Origin of the sequence: Caballeronia pedi, from assembly GCF_001544915.2 — a bacterium.
GTDB lineage: Bacteria > Pseudomonadota > Gammaproteobacteria > Burkholderiales > Burkholderiaceae > Caballeronia > Caballeronia pedi.
In genome coordinates this window covers 48,291-68,705 of record NZ_FCOE02000041.1, presented here as the reverse complement: position 1 = coordinate 68,705, position 20,415 = coordinate 48,291, and the positions used below count along the sequence as shown (strand labels likewise).

The 20,415-nt window shown below is 59.0% G+C and carries 14 protein-coding genes and 6 pseudogenes; 8 read left to right on the top strand and 12 right to left on the bottom strand.

All coding sequences use genetic code 11. From position 1 onward, the window contains the following. Window positions 1–315, top strand: a pseudogene (locus tag AWB80_RS35485) (hypothetical protein); the annotation flags it as partial. A 30-nt stretch (window positions 316–345) separates the two neighbouring features. Here AWB80_RS35485 and AWB80_RS35480 read toward each other — a convergent pair. After that, complete coding sequence (locus AWB80_RS35480) at window positions 346–597, bottom strand: hypothetical protein (protein ID WP_244206904.1); 252 nt, start codon at window positions 595–597, stop codon at window positions 346–348. A gap of 234 nt (window positions 598–831) precedes the next feature. Here AWB80_RS35480 and AWB80_RS35475 point away from each other — a divergent pair. Next, window positions 832–1,565 (top strand): annotated as a pseudogene (locus AWB80_RS35475) (IS6 family transposase). 62 nt (window positions 1,566–1,627) lie between these two features. On the opposite strand, the gene AWB80_RS35470 reads toward AWB80_RS35475, so the two are convergent. Then, window positions 1,628–2,194 carry a YSC84-related protein gene (locus tag AWB80_RS35470; RefSeq protein WP_061179315.1) on the bottom strand — a complete coding sequence of 189 codons (567 nt, stop codon included), beginning with the start codon at window positions 2,192–2,194 and terminating at the stop codon, window positions 1,628–1,630. A 1,016-nt stretch (window positions 2,195–3,210) separates the two neighbouring features. On the opposite strand from AWB80_RS35470, the gene AWB80_RS45115 reads away from it, so the two are divergent. The 5 genes and pseudogenes from AWB80_RS45115 to AWB80_RS35450 all read left to right on the top strand — a co-directional run bounded on the left by AWB80_RS45115 (window position 3,211) and on the right by AWB80_RS35450 (window position 5,526). Continuing rightward, on the top strand, window positions 3,211–3,648 hold the full coding sequence (locus AWB80_RS45115) for a hypothetical protein (protein ID WP_244206903.1): 438 nt from the start codon (window positions 3,211–3,213) through the stop codon (window positions 3,646–3,648). A 6-nt stretch (window positions 3,649–3,654) separates the two neighbouring features. Continuing rightward, window positions 3,655–4,155: a hypothetical protein gene (locus AWB80_RS45110; RefSeq protein ID WP_244206901.1), complete on the top strand. Its 501-nt coding sequence runs from the start codon at window positions 3,655–3,657 to the stop codon at window positions 4,153–4,155. Between the two features lie 248 nt (window positions 4,156–4,403). After that, window positions 4,404–4,520 (top strand): annotated as a pseudogene (locus AWB80_RS45630) (BPSL1445 family SYLF domain-containing lipoprotein); the annotation flags it as partial. Between the two features lie 172 nt (window positions 4,521–4,692). Further along, a complete protein-coding gene (locus AWB80_RS35455) occupies window positions 4,693–5,034 on the top strand; it encodes a hypothetical protein (RefSeq protein WP_087131846.1) in 342 nt (113 codons plus the stop codon). Between the two features lie 249 nt (window positions 5,035–5,283). Further along, window positions 5,284–5,526, top strand: a complete 243-nt coding sequence (locus tag AWB80_RS35450) for a hypothetical protein (protein ID WP_143328197.1) — start codon at window positions 5,284–5,286, stop codon at window positions 5,524–5,526. A 572-nt stretch (window positions 5,527–6,098) separates the two neighbouring features. Here the strand turns inward: AWB80_RS35450 and AWB80_RS35445 are convergent. From AWB80_RS35445 to AWB80_RS35425, 5 genes and pseudogenes are all read right to left on the bottom strand, one after another. Then, a pseudogene (locus tag AWB80_RS35445) lies at window positions 6,099–7,190 on the bottom strand (BamA/TamA family outer membrane protein). A gap of 217 nt (window positions 7,191–7,407) precedes the next feature. Next, the gene (locus tag AWB80_RS35440; RefSeq protein WP_425266918.1) at window positions 7,408–8,460 is read right to left on the bottom strand and encodes a lipase family protein; all 1,053 of its coding nucleotides are present in this window, start codon (window positions 8,458–8,460) and stop codon (window positions 7,408–7,410) included. 88 nt (window positions 8,461–8,548) lie between these two features. After that, entirely contained in the window at window positions 8,549–9,802 is a 1,254-nt protein-coding gene (locus AWB80_RS35435; protein ID WP_061179305.1) for an LssY C-terminal domain-containing protein, read from the bottom strand. Then, window positions 9,799–11,088 carry an LssY C-terminal domain-containing protein gene (locus AWB80_RS35430; protein WP_061179304.1) on the bottom strand — a complete coding sequence of 430 codons (1,290 nt, stop codon included), beginning with the start codon at window positions 11,086–11,088 and terminating at the stop codon, window positions 9,799–9,801. The genes AWB80_RS35435 and AWB80_RS35430 overlap by 4 nt, the downstream gene beginning before the upstream one ends. A gap of 511 nt (window positions 11,089–11,599) precedes the next feature. Then, entirely contained in the window at window positions 11,600–12,844 is a 1,245-nt protein-coding gene (locus tag AWB80_RS35425) for a hypothetical protein (RefSeq protein ID WP_061179303.1), read from the bottom strand. Between the two features lie 503 nt (window positions 12,845–13,347). Here AWB80_RS35425 and AWB80_RS35420 point away from each other — a divergent pair. Next, entirely contained in the window at window positions 13,348–14,529 is a 1,182-nt protein-coding gene (locus AWB80_RS35420) for a porin (protein ID WP_061179302.1), read from the top strand. A 266-nt stretch (window positions 14,530–14,795) separates the two neighbouring features. Here the strand turns inward: AWB80_RS35420 and AWB80_RS35415 are convergent. The 5 genes and pseudogenes from AWB80_RS35415 to AWB80_RS35395 all read right to left on the bottom strand — a co-directional run. Beyond that, window positions 14,796–14,996 (bottom strand): annotated as a pseudogene (locus AWB80_RS35415) (chromate resistance protein ChrB domain-containing protein); the annotation flags it as partial. After that, window positions 14,992–15,678 (bottom strand): annotated as a pseudogene (locus tag AWB80_RS35410) (transposase); the annotation flags it as partial. The pseudogenes AWB80_RS35415 and AWB80_RS35410, both read right to left, overlap by 5 nt. Window positions 15,679–15,805: 127 nt before the next feature. After that, on the bottom strand, window positions 15,806–16,573 hold the full coding sequence (locus AWB80_RS35405; protein ID WP_061179301.1) for an MBL fold metallo-hydrolase: 768 nt from the start codon (window positions 16,571–16,573) through the stop codon (window positions 15,806–15,808). 277 nt (window positions 16,574–16,850) lie between these two features. Next, entirely contained in the window at window positions 16,851–18,380 is a 1,530-nt protein-coding gene (locus tag AWB80_RS35400; protein WP_087131840.1) for a DUF1254 domain-containing protein, read from the bottom strand. A gap of 38 nt (window positions 18,381–18,418) precedes the next feature. Beyond that, on the bottom strand, window positions 18,419–19,804 hold the full coding sequence (locus AWB80_RS35395) for a DUF1254 domain-containing protein (RefSeq protein ID WP_087131838.1): 1,386 nt from the start codon (window positions 19,802–19,804) through the stop codon (window positions 18,419–18,421). Window positions 19,805–20,415: the final 611 nt, after the last annotated feature.

Genomic DNA, 20,415 nt, shown 5'->3' with positions numbered 1-20,415 from the left:
TTCGGCAGTTCGTCGGACGCCGTGCAGGGATCGGCGACGGCACAGCAGTTCAGCCTGTGGGCGCGCTGGCGTGCGCCCACAGGCCTTTCCGCACTCGACCGGCCGGTGCGCTACGTGCTCGAAACCGCGTACTCGCATTACTTCGGCGACAGCGCCGGCGTGCTCGGCTTCAACGACCTGACCTCGTTCGGCGTGGGCCTCGAACTCGACAGCAGCCGATATCCGGTCGTCATCACGCGCACACGTGCGATGGTGCGCTACGTGTTCGGCCACAACGTGCACGGCGTGTCATTCGGCTTCGCCGAAAGCTTCTAGATCGCGCTTGCGTCATTGCTTTTCGATGCGCTATTCCGTCTCCCCTTTCTTGCACTCAGTCGGCGTCCAGCTCTGCGTCTGTCCCTTCGCGACCACGACGAGCGTGACTTTGCGGCACGGCCCGCCTTCGCGCTTCACGGTGTCGCGCGGCGTGACCGTACCTTCGATATGCACCGTGTCACCCGTGCCATCGTTGTTCCATTTGATCGTTTCGCCGTCCTTCTTCGTGTCGAGCGCTTCCTGAGCGGCGCAATGGAGCGCCTTGCGGTCGGCGGGCTTCATATAGCTGATCGGCGTGTCCTTGAGGGAATTCAGGTTCGCAGCATGGGCACATGTGAATGACAACAACAGTCCGGCAAGAACGCGACCTAGGAAACCACGTGGGTTCGCCCTCATGTCCGCCTTCGTTCATGGCACGTCAAGTCAACTGAAAACAACTATTCGCTTATTTCGTTATCGACACATACCTCTTGATGGCTCTGTCACGTTGCCAAAGTGACAACGTAAGATTGCGTGATGAAGACAACAAAATCGCTTTATCACGGTCATCGCTTTCCCGCCGCAATCATAAGCTGCGCCGTGCGATGGTATTTCCGGTTCAGTTGAGCCTTCGCGACATCGAAGAGTTGCTGTTCGAGCGCGGGGTGATCGTCAGTTACGAAACGATACGACAATGGTGCGACAGATTCGGCGTGGGCTTCGCGCAGCGCGTCAAGACAGCGCGTCGCAAACCCGGCACCACATGGCATCTCGACGAGGTGCTTGTGACGCTGCGCGGCGAGCCTTATCTGTTGTGGCGAGCAGTCGATCATCATGGTGCCGAACTCGACATCCTGCTGCAGAAGCGTCGCGACACGGCGGCAGCCAGGCGATTTTTCAGGCGCGTGCTTGCCTCTTGTCCCGAAGGACCGAGCAAGATCGTGACCGACCAGCTGCGTAGCTACCCGGCGGCAAAGGCCCAGATCCCCGAACTGGCCAACGTCAAACACGTCTTTGTCAGAGCCAGTGCCAGGGTGAACAGCCGGGCCGAAAACAGTCATCAACCTACGCGTGAACGCGAGCGCCGCATGCGAGGCTTTCGCGATCCTGAACGCACGCAGGCGTTCTTATCGACCTTCGGTCCGATCCGGCAGCACTTTGCACTAAAGCGACATTTGCTGCGCGCTTCGCTCCACCGCAAACAACTCGGCGAACGCTTTGCCGCGTGGCATCGTCTCACCGAGCTTACCCAAAATCCGTCCGGCTTTTAAAGAAAGCTGAGTCCATCGCACTACTGCGATGCGAACGCTTTAATGTGACAACGCCGGGCAAATCAGCGAGGCTGGTAAGAGAATTTTTGGCCGCCAACACTTGCCTCGTACATCAGCCCACCCTTGGCCACTGTAAATACAGCGATACCTTTTCGATAGGCACCTGTCGTTTTCGCATTTTTCTTGCCACCACTGACGTTAGTAGAGGTGCCCCCTGTCGTGCCTGCCTGCGCGCCGGCCGCCGCAGTGATCGCGATAGCATTAGCATCTGCGCCGAATTCAAAGTTGCCGTTGGTGAATTCTGTGAGGGCTCGTTGATCCTCAAACAAGATGAGTTCACTGTACATTTGACCGCCAAGCTGTAAACCAACAGTGACTTGAGTCATCGACGTATCGCCGATATGCTTCCCTTTCTGATAGACGCGCCCCTTGCCATGGGCACCGCCTATACCGACCCCGCCCTTGCCAATCTTCGGAAACACAGCGTAGCCATAGGCACTTCTGAGCAGACTGCCACTTTCTCCAGCATTTTTGAACAGGTTGAGCGTGTCCGAATACTCGTCGGCTCGAACAGTAGAAGCCGGCAACAGTAGCAGCATCGTCAGCGTCAACATCAGACGTTTGAGCATGATGTTCTCCATGGATCGATCGTATTCGAGATGCACTCCGCCCTCTTCGAGAGCCCCCGAGGGATCGTCTGATTAAATACGCGTTTAGCATGTACTTGTTATCGATTCATCCCGACCCGTAGCTGCTGCAGTGAATTGCGTGCTTGCCGAAGTTAGCGGCTACGTTGTGACGGGATATGAACCGTCCCGCGCTCGACGTTCGTGTTCTTGCCTTGGACCTACCGCGTCTTTGATAGAAGCCCTATAGGCAACAGCAGTATCGCCTCTACGACTTTTCGGATTTTGATTCTGATCAAGGATCTGCCTTCAAATAAGCTGTCAAAACGTTGCGAGTATCGATGTACAGACCGACGACAACGTCATCCGAATGCTAATGCCCGGTCATTCGGTGCATATGCAATGATGCTTGCATTATCCGACTCGTTGGTGGCGTGACCGCCTGCGGATTTATCGGCCTGTTCGTAGGACCGCCGGTTGCTGCGGGCGGCTCGATTGCGTCCCAACATCTACTAGACTGACTAGCCGCTTCACGCATTCCTGTGCGTGCACTGCACTCCCGGTTTGTCTTTGACGATCTGGGCCCGCGATTGACTGATTTTCGCGACTGAACGGCACGATTCCCGCCCGGACTTGACTTGATGAACCGCGTCGTGTTTCAGACGCTAGCGTGGCGTTGCCGACCCGTCCTCGTACGACGCTCGACGGTGCGACTTACTTTACCGACGGATTGCGTGCGGTGGTGTGCTTCGCGGCCCGGCCGCGCAGCTTCAAGGAACCAGTCACTCGACAATCCGGAGTGACTGGCGATGCGAGTCATGGACCCGAAACCGAGATATGTGCTCTTGCTCTTCGAGCGTCATGTTGTCGCGTTCCTCGATGCGCGCCGTCAGATCGGCGTTTAGTTGGCGGCAATGACGTCGTGTGTTGTCTTTGGCGCATGCGCTACGAAGCCGCTTATCCCGTATTCGGCCGATACGCCCCCGATGGTTCTCGTTCCCGTATCTCTGGCTGGCGTCATGGACAAGCAAGGACGCTCCCAAGAAATCCCTTGCGCGATTCTTAAAGCACTTGGTGCGGAGTTACCCGACTACCGGCCCTGCGAGCAGGCGCTGACGCGAGTAGGCGCAAAGCCCCTTCCCACCGGCAAAGCCGTTGAACTGGGCCCGTCCAAGCGGCACCTCCTTGCGGCGGTGCCGCATAGCGTCGGCTACGATTGCTTCGAGCCGTGGCTGGATACGCCGGATACCGTCGTGACGCATCTTCGTCGGTATGGCTTCGACGCAATGCTCATCAACGTCGAAGCGCTATCGAGTTCTACCAATAATTCACATCGGATTCGCGACGCGGTCATGGCTATGCCCGCACCTGAGGGCGAGCCACGCCTCGTGCTGACCGGCTATTCAAAGGGGGCGCCCGACATCTTTGAAGCACTGTTTGCCTATCCTAAAGCATGAAGCCGGGTGGCAGCGGTGGTGAGTGCCGCCGGCGCAATTGGCGGCTCACCGCCCGCCAACAATGTCGAGCAATACCAGGCCGACCTGCTGCGATATGTTCGGGGCGCAACCTGCACATCGAGCGATGGTGGTGCGGTCGAGAGTTTGAGACCGGCGACCCGCAAAGCGTGGCTCGCGCATCCGCTTCCGGCTGACCTTCTCTACTACTCGGTCGTGACATTCCCACAGCCGGATCCCATCTCCACGAATTTGAAGTCGAGCTACGACAAGCTCGCGCGCGTCGACTCGCGAAACGACAGTCAGGTCCTCTTTTATGATCAAGTCGTGCCCGGCAGTACGCTTCTAGCCTATGTCAATTCGGACCACTGGGCGCTGGCGATGCCGGTTGCTCGGACGCATCCGACGATCGGAGCGCTCTTCGTGACAAAGAATGCGTGCCCACGAAGGGCCCGGGCAGATGCAATCCTGCGCTTCGTGGAGGAGGCTCTCGGCGAGCCGGTTCGCTGATTTAACCTCGCACCGCTCTGTCCGTGCACGCGTTATGTACAGGCATCTTTCACACTTGTCCCGAACACGCTCCTACCGGCTTTCCGTCGGGACTCAGGACACCGCAATCTATTTCCCTTTGGAATCTCAACTTCCGTACATAAACTTTTCATCACGCTACCTCGTGCTATCTGACGTTTCGAGGCGGACATGAGAAAAGCAGTTTGCCCGATGGCCGGGATCCGCAACGAAGCACATTCGTTCGCGAAGGCAAGCTTGTCTTTCCCTCCGGGCTTGAGGCGGGTCTGATCGTTGGCGGCCAGCATGGCAGTGGCGCCTTACGCGTGGGCGGCATGACTCGGCTATACAACACTACGACGGCATCACGGGCACCATGGGCGACCTTTCGTTGCAAGGGAAAAGGTTTCGGGCCTGAAGAATTGATATGGCCAGGTGCTTCACTAACGAAGCAGGCTTGCAGACCTAGCTGCGTTGATCAACGTCGGTACAGCATCCTGCCATGACTTGCGTCGCATCGGCATCGAGGAAGAAAACACCATGAGATTTCTGTCGATTTATGTTGTGACCTGCGTCATTTCAGCTTGCGTGACGCAACAGTCGCCCGGCGTTCAACCGGTGGGCACCAGCCAGCAGCAACCCAAAGTTGTAGGCACGTGCATAGCCAAAACGTGGGCTGATCAGACACAGCAGCAAGTGATCTCGCAGAATGTCCTAGCTAACGATCTGGCGATGGACGTGTATGTGTCCGGCCAGCAACCACCGGCGGGCGCGGCTGTCATGGTGCGCCCGAACTATCAGGGTTCCGGGACATGGGTAGGGCTTCGTGGGACAGGTAGCGCCGGCAATAACGCGCCGGGCGATATAAGTTGCTGTCTTTAACGATTCCACGTTCTGTAAATCTAACTGTCGACAAGACTTATCTATAGACGGACGTTCTGCCGCTTGCAAGCCTGTCTTCCGTTGGCTTCCAGTCGCGAAAGCGGGCGCAGACTGCAAGGTCATAGCGTGCTTGACAGGCGCGGCGATTGTCGAGGCTGCAGCCGTATGCATTAGTGGACAACGAGCGCGTCCCCTTCATAGAGTCCCAATCGTAAGACTATGAAAAGCATCCAAAAAAATGGATTTAGAATGGAACCGAGCGAAGAGTCGATCGCGCGTGTCCAGAAGCTGATCGAGCAGGCCGAGCGCCTGCGCGTCCGAACAGTAGCCGTTCCGCTAAAGGACTTGCGAATCGTGCTCGAAGTTTGCCACGTGGCGATAACTCAGCAGATTTCCTCGACCGCCAAATCCTCGCAACGAGTTATCGTTCCACGCTGCAGAGAGGTATCGGCGATCCGTATCATCGCAAAGCTGTCGATACTGTTGAAATAATACACATAATACACAAGCGCAGTACCGGTCACCCGCTCGGTTCCGAAGAAGGAACGTCGTTCGTGCAGCGTAGGCGTCGTGCACGCGATGAGTCGTGTCAACCAATCAACCAATGTCAGCCCGTTTTCAAGGTCCCCGCAACACGGACGCGGACTAGGGAACCACTCCTTTAGCCGCGCCTGAAGGCGCGATCGCAGGACCGGCGACAGCGGAGTCACGACAACTCGTTCGGATTTCTCCGATGCCGACGTGTACCGCCATCGAATCGCCAACGAGAGCAAAGCGACATAAAGCCGAAAGGTGCTTGGCCGACGAGCTTCGGCTACGATCAATAAGCACTGCTTGAGCGCCGGGCGGTTTTCGAACTGAACCGGTCGTTCAAGTGCTCGCACTATGACTCAGGCGAGCAGCCGGAACTGGCCGTAGACACCCGTTCAGCGGTATTGCGTAGTAGAGCGCCGCGACTCCGTGGCCACATCTTATTGAAGCTTGGCCCCTCCTCCGTCCCGTCGAGCGGACCCCTCCGTGGAGAGACCAGGAGATTTTCCGCCTCACATCGATCGCCGCCCGTATCAGCGCCATCCGCTACCGATCTGTATGTAGAACGCGTTTTGGTTCTTACTGTGGGCAACGTCGATCCCGATCGAAAGGCCGAGCTTGCGCGCGATCAGGTATCGGAATCCCGCCCCGACACTCTGGACGTTCTGCGCCTCGGAAAAACTTTGTAATTGCCCGTACGCCTTTCCGATGCCGGTGAAACCGAGCACCGACCAACGCGGCGTAAGATCCCACCGCAACTCTGCCTCGGTGGCCACGGCATTGCGGTCCTGATATCGGCCCTTCTGCACGCCCCGCAGATCAACATAAGGTTGCGCATAAAACGGGATGTCGCCCGTCGAAAACTTTGTGTCCACGCGCAGGCCGAGAATCACGGTACGTGAAAGCGGAATCCATGTGTACCCGCGCGCGGCTTACAAGTCGTAGTTCTGAGTCCCGCCGAAGCCGGTACGCGCGAACTGGCTCTCGAGTTCGGCGAAGCTGCCGGAGCCCGGATAGAAGATGTTGTCGCGCGAATCGTAATCCAGGATCAGACTTCCGGCACCGATCCGCTGATCCTTCTGGAAGTTGCTCACGTCAGTGGGAACGGCCCCGCCCGTAAAATTCGATGAAGCGTCGAAGAACACGTAACGCACGCCAACATACCAGCGGCTATTCCCGATGCGCGCAAGAAACTGCTGGAGCAGACCGGCTCCTTGCAATGTGTAACCCCTCGCCTGACCGGACGCGTCGAAGTAGTCGAGATGCGCGTCAACCTTCGCAACTGCGCCGAGGTAGCGGAACCGATCATCGTCCCATGTGTGAAAGTGCCCCGCCGCCGCTGCCCAGGTGCCGTTCTGCGTGTAAAGGCCGCCTAACGCCGTGACATTTGGTGGAGCACGGTTCGGACGTTCGGTTGTCGAGTCCGTCGCGGCTTCGGCAATCGGCCCGGAAAAGAAAAGCAACCCAAGTCCGAGGCCGTAGCCTACGGCTGGTTCCGTAATCACAACCGGCACGGGTAGCGCGCCTTTGTGTTTAAGAAGGAAGTCGCTCATGTCGAGTTGCCCGTCTTCTGGATCCTTGAAACTGAGCGGCTGCCTTTCATAGGCGCGTGCGTGAAGGAACATGGCCGCCAACGCCGCAATGACAGCAGTGGTCAACCGGAAAAGCGCAGGATGACTATGCACATCTGTGCCCCTTTTCGATTCCTTCCGACACGTCGCGCCGGCAAATGGTTGGCGGCGGGATGTGCACCAGCTCAACGATTGCATCGTGGGTCAACGGCCCTTTCGCGGGACAAGCGATCCTTTCATGGAGGCGACGTGCTGAGGCACAGGAACCCGATCACTGGGTTGGCTCCGCCAGATCTTCCTCCACGAAGCGCAAGATTGCCTCCGCCAGGGCCTCACGCGGGTAGGCGTTCTGTGTCACGAAGAGCGCCCCGATCGTCGGATGTGTTCGGGCAACGGGTACCGCCAGTGCCCAGTGATCAGCATTCACATAACCGAGTAACGTGCTTCCGGGCAGAACCTGATCGTAGAAGACGACCTGACTGTCGTTTCGCGAGTCGACGTGCGAGAGCTTGTTGTAGCTCGATTTCAGGATAGACGAGATGCGGTCTGGCTGCGGGAATGTCACGATCGTGTAGTAATGTAGTTCGCCCGGAAGCGGGTGCTGCGCGAGCCATGCCCTGCGGACCGCCGGTCTCAGGCTTTGCACGCCGCCGCCATCGCCTGAGGTGCAGGTCGCGCCAGGGAAGTATCGCAGCAGATCGGCTTGGTACTGCTCGGCATCGTTGGCAAGCGGAGATCCTCCGATCGCGCCGGCGGCACTGACCACCGCCGCCACGCGGCTTCGGATTTCCGGATAGGTGACCAGCGCTTCGAGCATGTCGGGAGCGCCCTTCGAATAGCCAATCAGGACGATGCGTGGCGCGCCCTCCGGCGCTGGCATCGCCATGATCACGTCGCGGATCTGGCGCGCGTTGTAGGAAGGGCTTGAAAGCGCATCGACGTCGACCAGCGTTGCGTCGAAGCCGGACCGACGCAGGTGCGTCACGACAGTATCAGGCGGACTCAGCCAAGACTTGAAACAGTCGTAGCCGATGCCCGGCACGACGGCCGCGATGAGATGCCGTCTGGATTGACCCAGTTCAACGGGTTTGCCAGTGCCAGGCGGCTCGGTGCCTACCCGCGTCAGCGCGTCCTCACACGGCCGGTAATCGGACACCTCCGAACCGCGCGCCTCCAACACCGCGCAATAGATTTCACGAAAGCGCCCCCGCTCGTCTACGATCCCGGCCTGGGATGCGGGCATGAGAACCAGCGGCGGCGTACCGGTCGAGTACGGGATAAGTGGCTTCGTAGCGCATGCGCCGAACAGAACACACAAAGTCATCGTCGCCAACACGACGCCGATCCGACACCACGCATCGACGGCGCTAGCGAGTCGTTTCAATAACGCAAACGACGGTCTCCGTCTTAAGTCATTGGCGAGCATTACCGGTTGCTCCGGGTTGACGAGTGTGTCGCTCTTCCAGATAGGGCACCCAGTCGAGAAACTCCACATCCGACAAGCTGCGCGGCCGCGTCGCAAAGAACACGACCGCGCGCAATCCGTCCGTATAGTAGGTCGCGCCATCGAGCGTCTTAGTGGGCCGGGTCGGCGATGCCGCGCCAGCACCATTCACAAATCCGAGCTTGTCAACACCACTCGAGTACAGCAGGTCCTGGATCAAGATGTTGCGTGCCTCGTCGACGTTCTCGTGCAGGGTGTATCGTGTTTCGCGGTGTGGCGCAAATCGCCCGCCAACGGGGCGACCGACCTGCGCGACGTAGACGAGTTGCCCCTGAAAGCGGATAGGGGCAAGCCATCCCCTTATCCAGGTCGCAGGCGCGCCCGCCTGCGCCTGCTTGCGCATGACGAAATCCGGTCCCCGCCCGAAGACCCGCTGCGTGAAGTCAGATTCGCGCGGGTCACGCCGATAGTCGCGCCGCACCAGCGCGGCGCCGATGTCGGTGAGTTGGCCGATGCCAACGGCGTTCAGGGGATCCGCCTGCGCCGTCCCACTCGTGTCCGTGGCACAGCATGGCAACCGTTCGAGTGCAGCGCACAGCGACGCAAGGTCCTTGTAGTCGGTGACTGCGGTTTCGGGAAACGGGAAAGGAATCGACGCGAGACGCGGATCGATCGTGCCGCCGGGCACGCGCAGAAAGAGCGAGAAGGGAATCAGCATCTGGCTTCCCAATAGATCGATATTGACGAGCTTGATGCCCTGATCGGGGTTGGTAAACAGGATGCCCGACCGTGTCGCGCCCGGCGGGATCGGGTTGCTGAATCCGAGGTCGCGGAAATAGTCGTCCAGGCGCGTATTGGCTGCGCCCCCAAACCATGTATGCATGGACCACGCCACTTCGTGAGGCGAAAAGTAGTCCGGGTCGGTACCCGAGCGCAACAGCCACAGCACCTGCGACGTCCCGTTCTGCACTTCGAGCCATAGCGGCTGGACGCCCGTTCTGTTGACATCGGCGCCATACATGCGCTCACTGTCTTCGCTGCCGAGGACAGTTGCGCTCACGCGTACGCCCCGACTGACCGCACTGTTTTCACGCTGACGCAGCGGCCCATCGTCAACCTCAGGCGGGACGTGCCATGTCGCACAGCTGGCTAGTGCAAGCGCAATGCACAGCGCGCGCCCCACGTGAATCAGTCCGCGATGCAGGGTCGGCAAGTTGCTCACTGCTTCGCTCCGGGCGTCACGTGCATGACCTTATATGGCGTGACCCATGGAAAGATTTCGATTTCCGATAGCGGCCTCGGCTTGCGGTCGAATACCAGCACGACACGATAGCCATCGGTGTAATACGGATCCGTCGTGAGGTTTTTGCGCGGCGCACTGTCCGGCGCGGCGCCCACTCCCGCCACGAGGCCGATCTTCATCAGATTCTGCGAGTACGTCATGTCTTCGGCCAGCGCAGTGCGTGCTTCATCCACCTCCGGGTCGATCTTGTGCGTGGTGAACGTTGGCGAGTGCCAGGTCAGTCGGGTACCGATATCGCGGCTAATCTGCCCTATCCAGACGAGTTTGTCGTGGTAACGGATATTGCTGAGCCACAGGCGCAGATGGTTGCGCTGATGAATGTCACCCCGTGCCTTTTGCAGTGCGAGATCTTGCGCGCGCCCGAAGAGGTGAAGGTCGCTCACGGGTGCGTTGACATAGGGTTCTCCGGACAGTGCAGCGCTGATCATCCGCCCGATCGCGCCGGACCACTTCTGCTCGGTGAGGCTCCAGCCCCGTCGGACCAGTGCTGGAAGGGCGTCGTCGCGGCTGCCGACGATTATTAGGTTGAGCGGGTCGCCATTCGTCGAGCCGTCCTCATTTGTCGCGCAGCATGGCAAGGCCTCAAGCGCTGCACGGAAGTTCGCGTCATCTGTGTAGTTCACCGTGGGCGCTTCTGGATCAACAGTGCGTTCGAATAGCTGGCTTCGCTTGTAGTCGCCCTCGAATCCTGGCACGACCACGAAAATCGAAAACGTCCGGGCGCGTTCCTTGGCGACGAGGTCAATCTGTACGAGCTTTGCACCTTCGTTGAGATTAGTCAGCACGAACCCAGAGACTGTCTCCCCGGGGCGGACGGGGTTAGGAAAGGCAAGTGTGCGGAAGCGGCGGTCGAGGTCAGTCCGCTGCTCGGGTGAAGCATTGCCGGCAAACGCCTCGGCTGCCTCCGACGCGGGAAAGAAGTTCGGATCCAGGCCAGGCGACAGGAGAAAGTAATTGCGGTCCTCGCGGTTCTCGACCTCGATCCACACGGGTTGAATATTTCTGTCGGCAAGCGGGACGCCGTACACTGCTGCGCTTTCCTCTGACGACAGCGCGGCTGTCGAAACGTGCATGCCACCCTCGGTGCGTGTCACGGCGCGATTTCGATATTCAGGTACGGAAGCCGTTGACCCTACCGCGCTACAGCCCGCTAATATGCAGCCAACGATGATGGCAAACAGCATTTGCATCACGATGCGGTTCATAGACGTCTCTTCGCGGGCATTCCGGGGTGCAGTCGTGTTTGAGAGGCGCTTGCGTACCTCCTGTTGCGGGACGCAACAGGGGCGCGGCGCGCGCACAGAAGTGCGCGAAATGTACTGCAAAGTTTAGTTGATGGGGGCCGCACCAGTCATGATTCGCCTGACGTCAGGCGAGCATCATTTGGCATATGAACACCAGTAACCTGTGGATCGTGAAAGTCCGAAACTTGAACGCTGCTGCCGCTCGATGGTCCCCGTGACGTCGTTGACGAATGATGCTTCGTGGCCGAGAGCGCCAGTTCGATGAGAGTTCGAGAGAGCCGAGATAGCCGATTCGCGACATCAGCCTTCCGGCGAGTGGCTCGAACGCGAACTGACGACCCCTTGCGGACGGTCGAGCCGTCAGAGGTGCAAGGGTAGATATCAGATCTGAGCGGTCGCTCACTATGGCCGCTCCAGCCAAGTACGCAGGTCGCCACGGTTACTCATGGAACTTGGCAAGGAAGGCCAACGCCTAGAATACCAATCCGAACAGTCGCTTCAGCAGTTCTTCTAGGGACATCATCGTCAATGCGAGCGGCACGATCGGGATAAGTACCGCAGCCGCGAGACGTATGATTGCATCTTTGGTGATGGGAGCAATACGCATCGTCCGGACCACGTCGAAACTATTGGCAAGATCCGCAAGCGACTGGATGTCGGCACTGCCCACCAACGCCTCGCCCGTAGGCAAGCTTCCCCTCAACCACTTGCTGTCGAATTCGCGCACGTACCGTTCCGCCAATGCGCCGTACTCACTCAGGCCCGTCCGCTTCGCCCGGGCCAGCTGAGGCGCGAAGACCAGCAAAGGAGCGAAGACGAGGCACAGCAGGAAGAGGACCATCGCTCCCACCTCGATCTTGAATTCCGTGAGTGCCGCCCCGGCGAAGAAAATTCGATTGGCGAATTGTGCGGCGAGCATTGCGCCGTGCGCGACCAGGAGGGTCATGAACGCGTAGACCGTATTGGCAAGAAATCCCAGTCCGCCGACGCGGTCAGGGTGAGTAGGAACGAGGCTCAGTTCGATGCGCGATACGTGCCACAGAAACCGCGTCCAGATGAACAGCCGGAAGTACCAGCGGATCAAGAGGAACTGGAAGATAGGCACACTCACATAGCCATACCAAAATCCGGCGAGCGAAAGCGACAATCCGTCAGCGCCGGGTACGGCGTACCATGACGTCGTCGTTTGCATCGCGGTGTATTGGCGCCAGACAACGAAGATACCCACGCCGTACACAAAAGCGATCATCAGTAGCTCGGCGGCTACCGAATTGCGGAGCCGGAATGCCGACCTGATGGCCTCGTCGAACCGTGTGACGAACCCTTCCGGAATGATCTTCCGGTCGAGGAATGCCCGCGCGATCGGACGCAGGCGCCGGTGCACAACCAGTTCGGCGAGGATCAGCAGGGGCACGGCCACGAGAAAACGGATGTGAACTTCAAAATCAACCAAGAACGGTACTGCCACGGAATGACCGAGCAGATGTCCGTCGAGCGCAGAAAGCGCCAGCAGTGGCAGCCAGGCCACAAGCGAGATGACGAGAATCCGCTGGCGGACCAACTCCAATGCATCGTCGGCCATGTGCGCCCTGCGCAGCAATTGGAAGAGCGGGCCGCCAAGAACTAGTGAGAAATTCTGCGTATCGCGCAGGATCTCTTCTGCGGTCGGGGCGGTATGGTCTGTTCTTTCTGGTCTTAAGCCCAAATAGCGATTCATGGCCTCGGTGCCTCCATCCCCTTGATTCCGCCGGCAAGGTGACGCAGTGCTGCACCAGTCGATGGTTATGTAGCCTTGCCCACCGTCCCGAGAGAACTGCGGTACCACAAACGACTCGCGCGCGCGGGTCAGTGGCCGCACATCCCTCCTCGACTCAAATCTCATCGTATGCCGGGAGAATTCTCTAGAATTAATCTAGGTCATCTTCTCGCAATATAAGCACGGCTATGTCCAAAGAAAAAACGGGAAATCCTCCATTGCTGCCGGCCTCGGAGCCCAGACGTTAGCTGCGTGCGTCTTGCAAAGCATGGTTCGCCTGACAGCCTATGTTCGAAAGGCTTTTCTTAAGTTGCCGGATCTGACTGTGGTCGCATAAAGTGCGTGGAGCACATCGCGCCTTTTCGTATCGATGATTCGCACGGCTGCGTGCTGGCAGACATCAAGGTCTGTGTAGAAAGCGTTCCAGGAGAACCGTATCTCCCGGACTTGGCTGGAGCAGGCAAATGAACAAGATGCTTATAACCGGCGCTACGACGATCATCACACTGGCCGGCGCAGCGCATGCGCAAAGCAGTGTTGCGCTTTACGGGCTAATCGACGCGGGCCTGACCTACACGAACAACCAGATCACCGGGACGGGAGGCGGACACAGCAATTGGGAGATGACAAGCGGTGCGGTTCAGTACAGCCGCTGGGGCTTGCGCGGGGCTGAAGTCCTCGGCGCAGGGTTGAATGCCATCTTCACCCTGGAGAGCGGCTTCAACCTGAACAACGGGCAGTTCTCGTCGAGCAACCGCATTTTCAATCGCCAGGCTTATGTCGGCTTGTCGAGTCGCGACTACGGCGCGCTCACGCTGGGCCGCCAAACCGACGGCATGGTCGATTTTGTCGCGCCGCTTTCATTGACCGGCACGGAGTTCGGCGGCACGCATTTCGCGCACCCGTTAGACAATGACAACCTGAACGATTCGTTTCAGATAAACAACTCCGTGAAGTACCTGAGCCCGTATTTCGCCGGCTTCAAGTTCGGCGCGCTTTACGGCTTTTCCAATCAGGCAGGTGGATTCACGAACAATCGCGCCTATAGCTTCGGAATGTCGTATGTATCGGGAGCGTGGAGCGTCGGGGCCGGTTACCTCCAACTCAACAGTGCCGCGCGCACGCCAGCACAGCTGAACACGAATGGTGCAGTCACCGATACGACCGGCTCGTCCCTGCAGGGCGCCCTCACACCGACCGCTGTTCCTTTAGGCGTGCTGGCCAGCAGTCAGAAGACCTTTGGCGCTGGCGTGAACTACACCTTCGGCCCGGCTGTGGCGGGCTTCGTGTATTCGCACAGCAAGTTCGCCCAATTTTTTCAGAATTCGCTGAGTGGAACTTTCCAGAACTTCGAGGGCAACATCCGCTACGCGCTGACGCCGGCGGTCGAATTATCGGGCGGGTATACCTATACGCGCGCTGGCGGAAATGGAGGCGCCGGCGGAATTCCCCATTGGAACCAGGTAAGTGCGATGGCCGACTACCGCGTCTCGCGCCGCACCGATGTTTACATTCAGGGCGTGTGGCAACGGGTGAGTCCAAGCGGCAATTCGCCACTGGGTGTGGCATGGATTAACGGCGTCACCGCCCCGTCTTCCACGACCAATCAGCTTGAGGGGGCCGTCGGCTTGAGGCATCGCTTCTAATGCCTTAGGGACGTCCGAATTGCCTGCAAGTCCATAGTCACTATGGATTCGTTCGCCGGCTGAGAAAACGCATTTGTTGCGCGCGCGTCACCCTTGACGTCCGCCACCTTTCTCAGGGGCGGCTCCAGGATCGAGAGAAGACCTTCAAATGACCGAATTGCCGGATTGCTCGGCGACTGATCGTGGCCGACCACGGAAGCTGGTTGGACGCCAACGGTAGGCGTGATCCATCGATGCGCGTGCTTCCGTAGCCGACCCGTTGCAGCAAACAACCCGCGGAATTCAACGTCCTGCTCGGCATCGAGGCTCGGCGCGCGGAGCAGATAGGCGGTGCCGCCGGCCTCTCCGATCGCAACCGAGAGTTCGCGCAGCGTCGCCTCCCGCTCTACCGAATAGGGGAGCAGGTAGATACCGTCACGCAGCACGCCACAGCCCTTGGCTTTCAGTGCGCGCCAGAAGCGCGAGCGATATCTGTCCGTCGGGTGCCGCCTTGAACTGGACCTCGATCTCCTTGAGACGTTGCATCTGCTCCTTCAAGGCTGCAATCTTGTCCTGCAGTCGCTCCGTCCTGGCCTTCGCGATTGCAGGCTCCTGACGATCGGCTGTGTCCATCGCCTGAAGATATCGAGCAATACTTGACTCGATGTCGCGCATGCGCCGTTCGAGCTTGGCGTTCGTGAAGTTGCGGTCGCGATGGTTCACCGCCTTGAACTTGCTGCCGTCGATCGCGACGATTGCTTCAGCAAAAAGGTTCAGACGTTGGCATAGCATCACAAACTGACGGCAGACGTTGCGGATAGCTTTGCCGTTGTCTTTACGGAAACGAGCTATGGTTTTAAAGTCCGGAGCCAGTCGACCAGTAAGCCACATGAGCTCGATATTTCGCTGCGCTTCGCGTTCAAGACGACGACTGGACTGGATGCGATTGAGATACCCGTAGATATAGATCTTAAGCATCACCTCAGGATGATAAGCCGGTCTTCCAGTCAACGCAGGCTGGACTCCCTCGAACCCCAGATCACTAAGATCAAGTTCTTCTACAAAGACATCGATCACGCGGACCGGATTTGTGTCCGTCACGTAATCATCAAGTGCTTCGGGAAGGAGAAAGCTCTGGTTACGATCATCGCCTCGAACGAACCGCTTCATCTTGCTTGTCCTCCGCCGTCGGATAGCAAAATTTTAGCGCTCCAAAAATGCGTTTTGACACAATCTGGGCCGCGAAGGGACCAAGGGTGATAGCTTATTGCCGTTCCACGCTACGTTCCAGTAACGATCATCCGCGCTTCGCCAGATAGGCGTCGATCAGGGCGACCAGTCGGTCCCGTCCGAAGCTCGCGTCGTGTCCCGCGTGGACGACCTGCACGGGCAAATCGCGCAGACGCTTCATCGTACGCACATAGGTCGGGATATCGGCACCGCCGATCTCGTCCAGCAGCGGGCCATCGTAGATCGCATCTCCGGAAAACAACGTGCCGGTGCTCGGCTGCCAAAGACCGATGCTCCCCGGTGAATGGCCGGGCAGATGGAGGACTTCGAAATGCCGGTTACCGAGATCGACCATATTCCCTTCCTTGACGATTTCCGTGACGGACGCAGCTCGCACCCGGTAGTCAGACATCTGGTAATCGGCATTTGGAAGGGCGGTGATCAAGTCGCCATCGAACGGATAGCCCCATTCGTGGTATCTACGAATCGCGGCCTCGCCCAATACCGACGCCAAAAGCGTGCCGTGCTGGCGCGGCGAGCGCAGGTTGTCGGCCTCGAGTTCGTGGACAAGCGTGTGCTCGAACTCGTGATGCCCGCCAATATGATCCGAGTGCGTGTGTGTCGCGACTGCGATCACCTTCTTTTGCAGCAGATGCCGGGCCGCGTCACGCAGACTGGCGATGCCCATTCCGGTGTCGATCATCAGGTCCCGGTCGCGGCCCCGCACGTGCCAGATATTGCATCGCATCAGCGGTACGACATGAGGTTCCCACAGCAGGGTGATTTCGTCACTGATGCGCTTCAGTTCGAACCAGCGGTCGGCAATCGGTAGCATAGTCGTAAAAAGTCACCCCAAACTAACGGAAGCTATCGAAGGGCAGGAGATCTTGATGCATGTTCAGGACCTGCTCGAGTTGGAGTATAGCGACCTGACGTAAGCGGAGCACCTCTGCAAACCGCCGGCTGTCCGACGCGGAGCGACCCTCGGCGGCCGCTCGGGTTAAGACCACCACGACGTCGGAAAACAATTTAGCAACAGACATTGAATCGTCGCAATCTGCGTCGTACTAGCGTTCTGGTGTACTGCCGTCGTGTGCGGTTGCGTCGAGGGCTCACCCCGACTTCCGAACCTTCGGTGGCTTCCACGAGCCGTTCAGAATCGGCTGTTGCCCCCAATACGCCCGGATATACAGCGAGAACGTGCCGGCTGGCGCGGGTAACCAGTTGGATTCGCGCTCGGTGCCCGGCGACTTCGAGCCGGCGTAGAGCGTCAGCGAACCATCCGGATTGCGCTTCAGTGTCGTATTTTTCGTGCCTAGCGAATAGCGCTTGAGGTCATTGGGGTGGAAAAGATGCTTGTCGTTATAGAGCGTCAGCGACCAGAAGCCGTTGACGGGAGGCTCCTGCTCTTTTGCGAATTCGATCGCGTACGTGTTCGCGCCGTCGAGGGCCGCGCCCGTATCGTCGAAGTCCGTGTAGAAGTATTGCGTCTCGTTGGGCCGGTTGTCGAACATGTTGGACTTGGCGGTGCCCGTCCGATCGAAATAGTCGAAGCCGGTCTGCGCATTGTTCGTCGAGCGGTTCCAGTTGTTTCCCGCCTGCAGTCCGTTATGCCGCCATTCGAAGAAAGGCGCGATGACATTCCGTTCCGTATCGACGGCCGTTGAAACCAGGAGCTTCTGGATCTCGGGATCGCGCTTCGCCGCCTCCATCATCGACCTGAACTGAGCGTAGAGCGCTTCCTCTCCGGGCAACGGCGCAAGGGTATCGAGCACCTGATCTAACTCATCGAAAAACTTCTCCGGAATGACCCACTTCGTTTCCCCGCCGCCATCGCCTTGCGGTCCCGGGATGGTGGGTGCCTGGCTCCAGTCGATCGTCTTCTTGCGGCCATCGAATTGCTTCAGCGGATAGAAGACGATGTGGTTGAGCACCGCCTGAATCGCCTGCTTATCCTCTGGCGTGTCGTTCTGGAACACGCGCGGAATGGCGTTGGCAAGCGCAGTCGGGCATCTGATGACCGACGTGATGCCCGCAGGCTTCGAGCCTTTCCAGTTGGGTCCCACGAGCAGATAAAAGCCCGGCCGTGACTTGTAGGGCTTGCCGAGATGCCCGAACTGGTTGGTCCGCGCGTCGTACAGTGCGTAGACCCAGAAGCGGCTGCCGAAATCGGGCACCTGCGCGACCACCGGTTCCTCGTCGAGCGAGAAAAAGCCGAGCCCGTAGACCACATCTTGATTCGGGCAGGTCACGAAGGTTTCGGCGGGATCGATGTAATCGTGCAGCATGCCCACCTGTCCGCGCGGCGCCGCCGGCAAAACGCCGTTGATGAGCCCGGGGTGCGGCGCCTGCGTGATGCGTGCGTTGCGGTTCAGCATGTTCACCATCGGCCAGCCCCACACATAGGCCATGCGGGCGATCACCTGAACGTATCCGGGGTGCATGAGCAAACCGGGTGGCGGCATCGTTTCGGACTCAGCCGGAATCGCGGTCGAATCTGTTTTCGCCGCTGCACCGCCCTTCGTGTTCGCAGCGGCTGCACTCCGCGGCAGCGTCGACAGTGCTGCACAGGCGAGCGGCAGAGCCGCGCCCATCAGCGTGAGGTTGCGTCGGGAGGCGTTCACGTCGTCCTGATCGCTCATTTTCCTGTCTCTCCATGCATACCGTGTCGGAGGTCCGGCTACTTCACGCGTGCGATATCGTCGGGCTTCCAGGTCTGGTCGTAGAAAGCGTCTTCGGCGCCGTACAGCCGCAGCGCCACGAGGAAAGCCCGGCCGGGAACGGTTTGGATGAAAGCCGCATCCGCCACATCCTGCGGCTTTTGCGGACCGAACCAAATTTCGATGGAACCGTCTGTCTGCTTCGGAATGTCGTAGTAACCGTTCGTCGACGGCAGCAGTTGTGGCGTTTCCGGCATGGTGCCGTCGGTCACGTTGTAGGCCGTGACGGCCCAGAACAATGCCGCGGGCGCGTTGGGCGGCAAACGCAGCTTGTAGGTGTTCGAGCCGTTGAGAAGATTGCCGCTGCCGTCGCGCGCGGTGTAGGGATACTTCGAGCCCGCGCCCGTCGTCTTCATGACCATTGCCGGCGCGGACGAGTACGCGTACTGAAAAAAGCCGGCGCGCTGGTTTACGTCCAGATAACTTTCCTGCATCCAGTCAGCCGTGCCGCCGGCCCATGCGGTTTCCCATTGACGGTCCTTGTAATAGCGATTGCGACCGTCGTCACGACCGAGCTGACGCAGCGCGATGATCATCTTCGGCGCAGTCTGAATCGCTTTCTGGAGCGCCGTCTGTTGATGGCTGTCCGGCTTGAACGGCTCGCCCTTGACGATGCCGATCGACGCGAGCACGCCGCGCAACTCCGGATCGATCGCCGAAACCGGCTCGTAGTCGACGAACTCCTTGAGCTTGGTCCAGTACGCCTGATCGGTCGGATACATCATGTTCACGCGCTTACCGCTCGCGTCGGGGAACTCCATCGGTTTGATTTCCTTCTCCGTAGCCCACAGCGGATAGACGCGGGTAGATTCGGCCGCCTTCACGGCGGGCGTGGGGTCCGGCTTGCCGTCACCCTTAGCCATGATCGTGCGGAAGAACAGGAAGACGTTATAGGTCGATGACTTGAACGCGAAGTAACTGGCCGGAATCGGCCCGGTGTAGTCCGGCGGCAGCAACAGGTACAGCCCGCCGCGGGCGCGGTCCGGGCCAATCGCTCCTACGTCGGTGATCGTGCGCTGGAAGAAATCCGTGAACATGCCGATAACGTTCGGCGGCGCTTTCACGACAAGCGGACCGGTCTTCTTCAGGTCGAGATAGCTCATCGAGTAAATTACGTCCGCGTTCGGCGTGGGCACCATGGTGCGCGAGTCCATGCGCTGCTTCCAGATCGGCAGTACGTTGTACCCGCCGCCAAAAGCCTTCTCCGAGCCATCGCGCATGCCGATCACGTTGAGGGCCGGCAGCATCGTCATGTAGGCATAGACGGCGCGCTGATAGACGAGTTCATCGCGCAGGCTTTCGGCCTCTTTGGCATCGAGCCAGTTGCCGTTGTTGATCTGCTTCATGAGCGGCGAGGTCGTTGCGTCGCTCTGCGCCCAGGTCAGAGGTGCAACACACAGCGCCCGCCAGGAGGCAAGTCGCCATCTGCCATTTCATCGCTGCAAACATGTTGTTGCTCCAAGGAATGGTTTCTCCTGTTGAGAACTCCCGCATCAACTCTATGCAGCTATTAACCGCCCTACCGATCGTCGCGCTGAAACGCGAACGTGAAGCATCTCCAAACCTGAAGCGATAATCGAAAAATCGCGACATCTACAGATGTTTAAATCTATCGATATGCGGTTAAAATAGATAATATTAATTGGTGGGGAGTTTGGCGTGAGGCGTGAGATGAGGGCCAGCACCGCTTCGAAAGGCTTGGCGCAAGGGCAGAGGCATACCTCATCGGAACCACCTATCGTGCATGATGGGCTCCTAGGGTGCAGTTCGGACGCTGGTCAGTCACTGAAAGCGCGCGAGATGTGCATTCCCAGGAATCGGAAACGCTGACTTGCGTCGATGAAGCCATCTAGCCGATCGGGCGCGGCTTTATCCGCTATAAGGCGACGCCGTTGTATCGTGTTTGAGTGTCCGTTGGCGTTGAGGAGCCGCCTTCTGAATGTCCACGCGACACTGC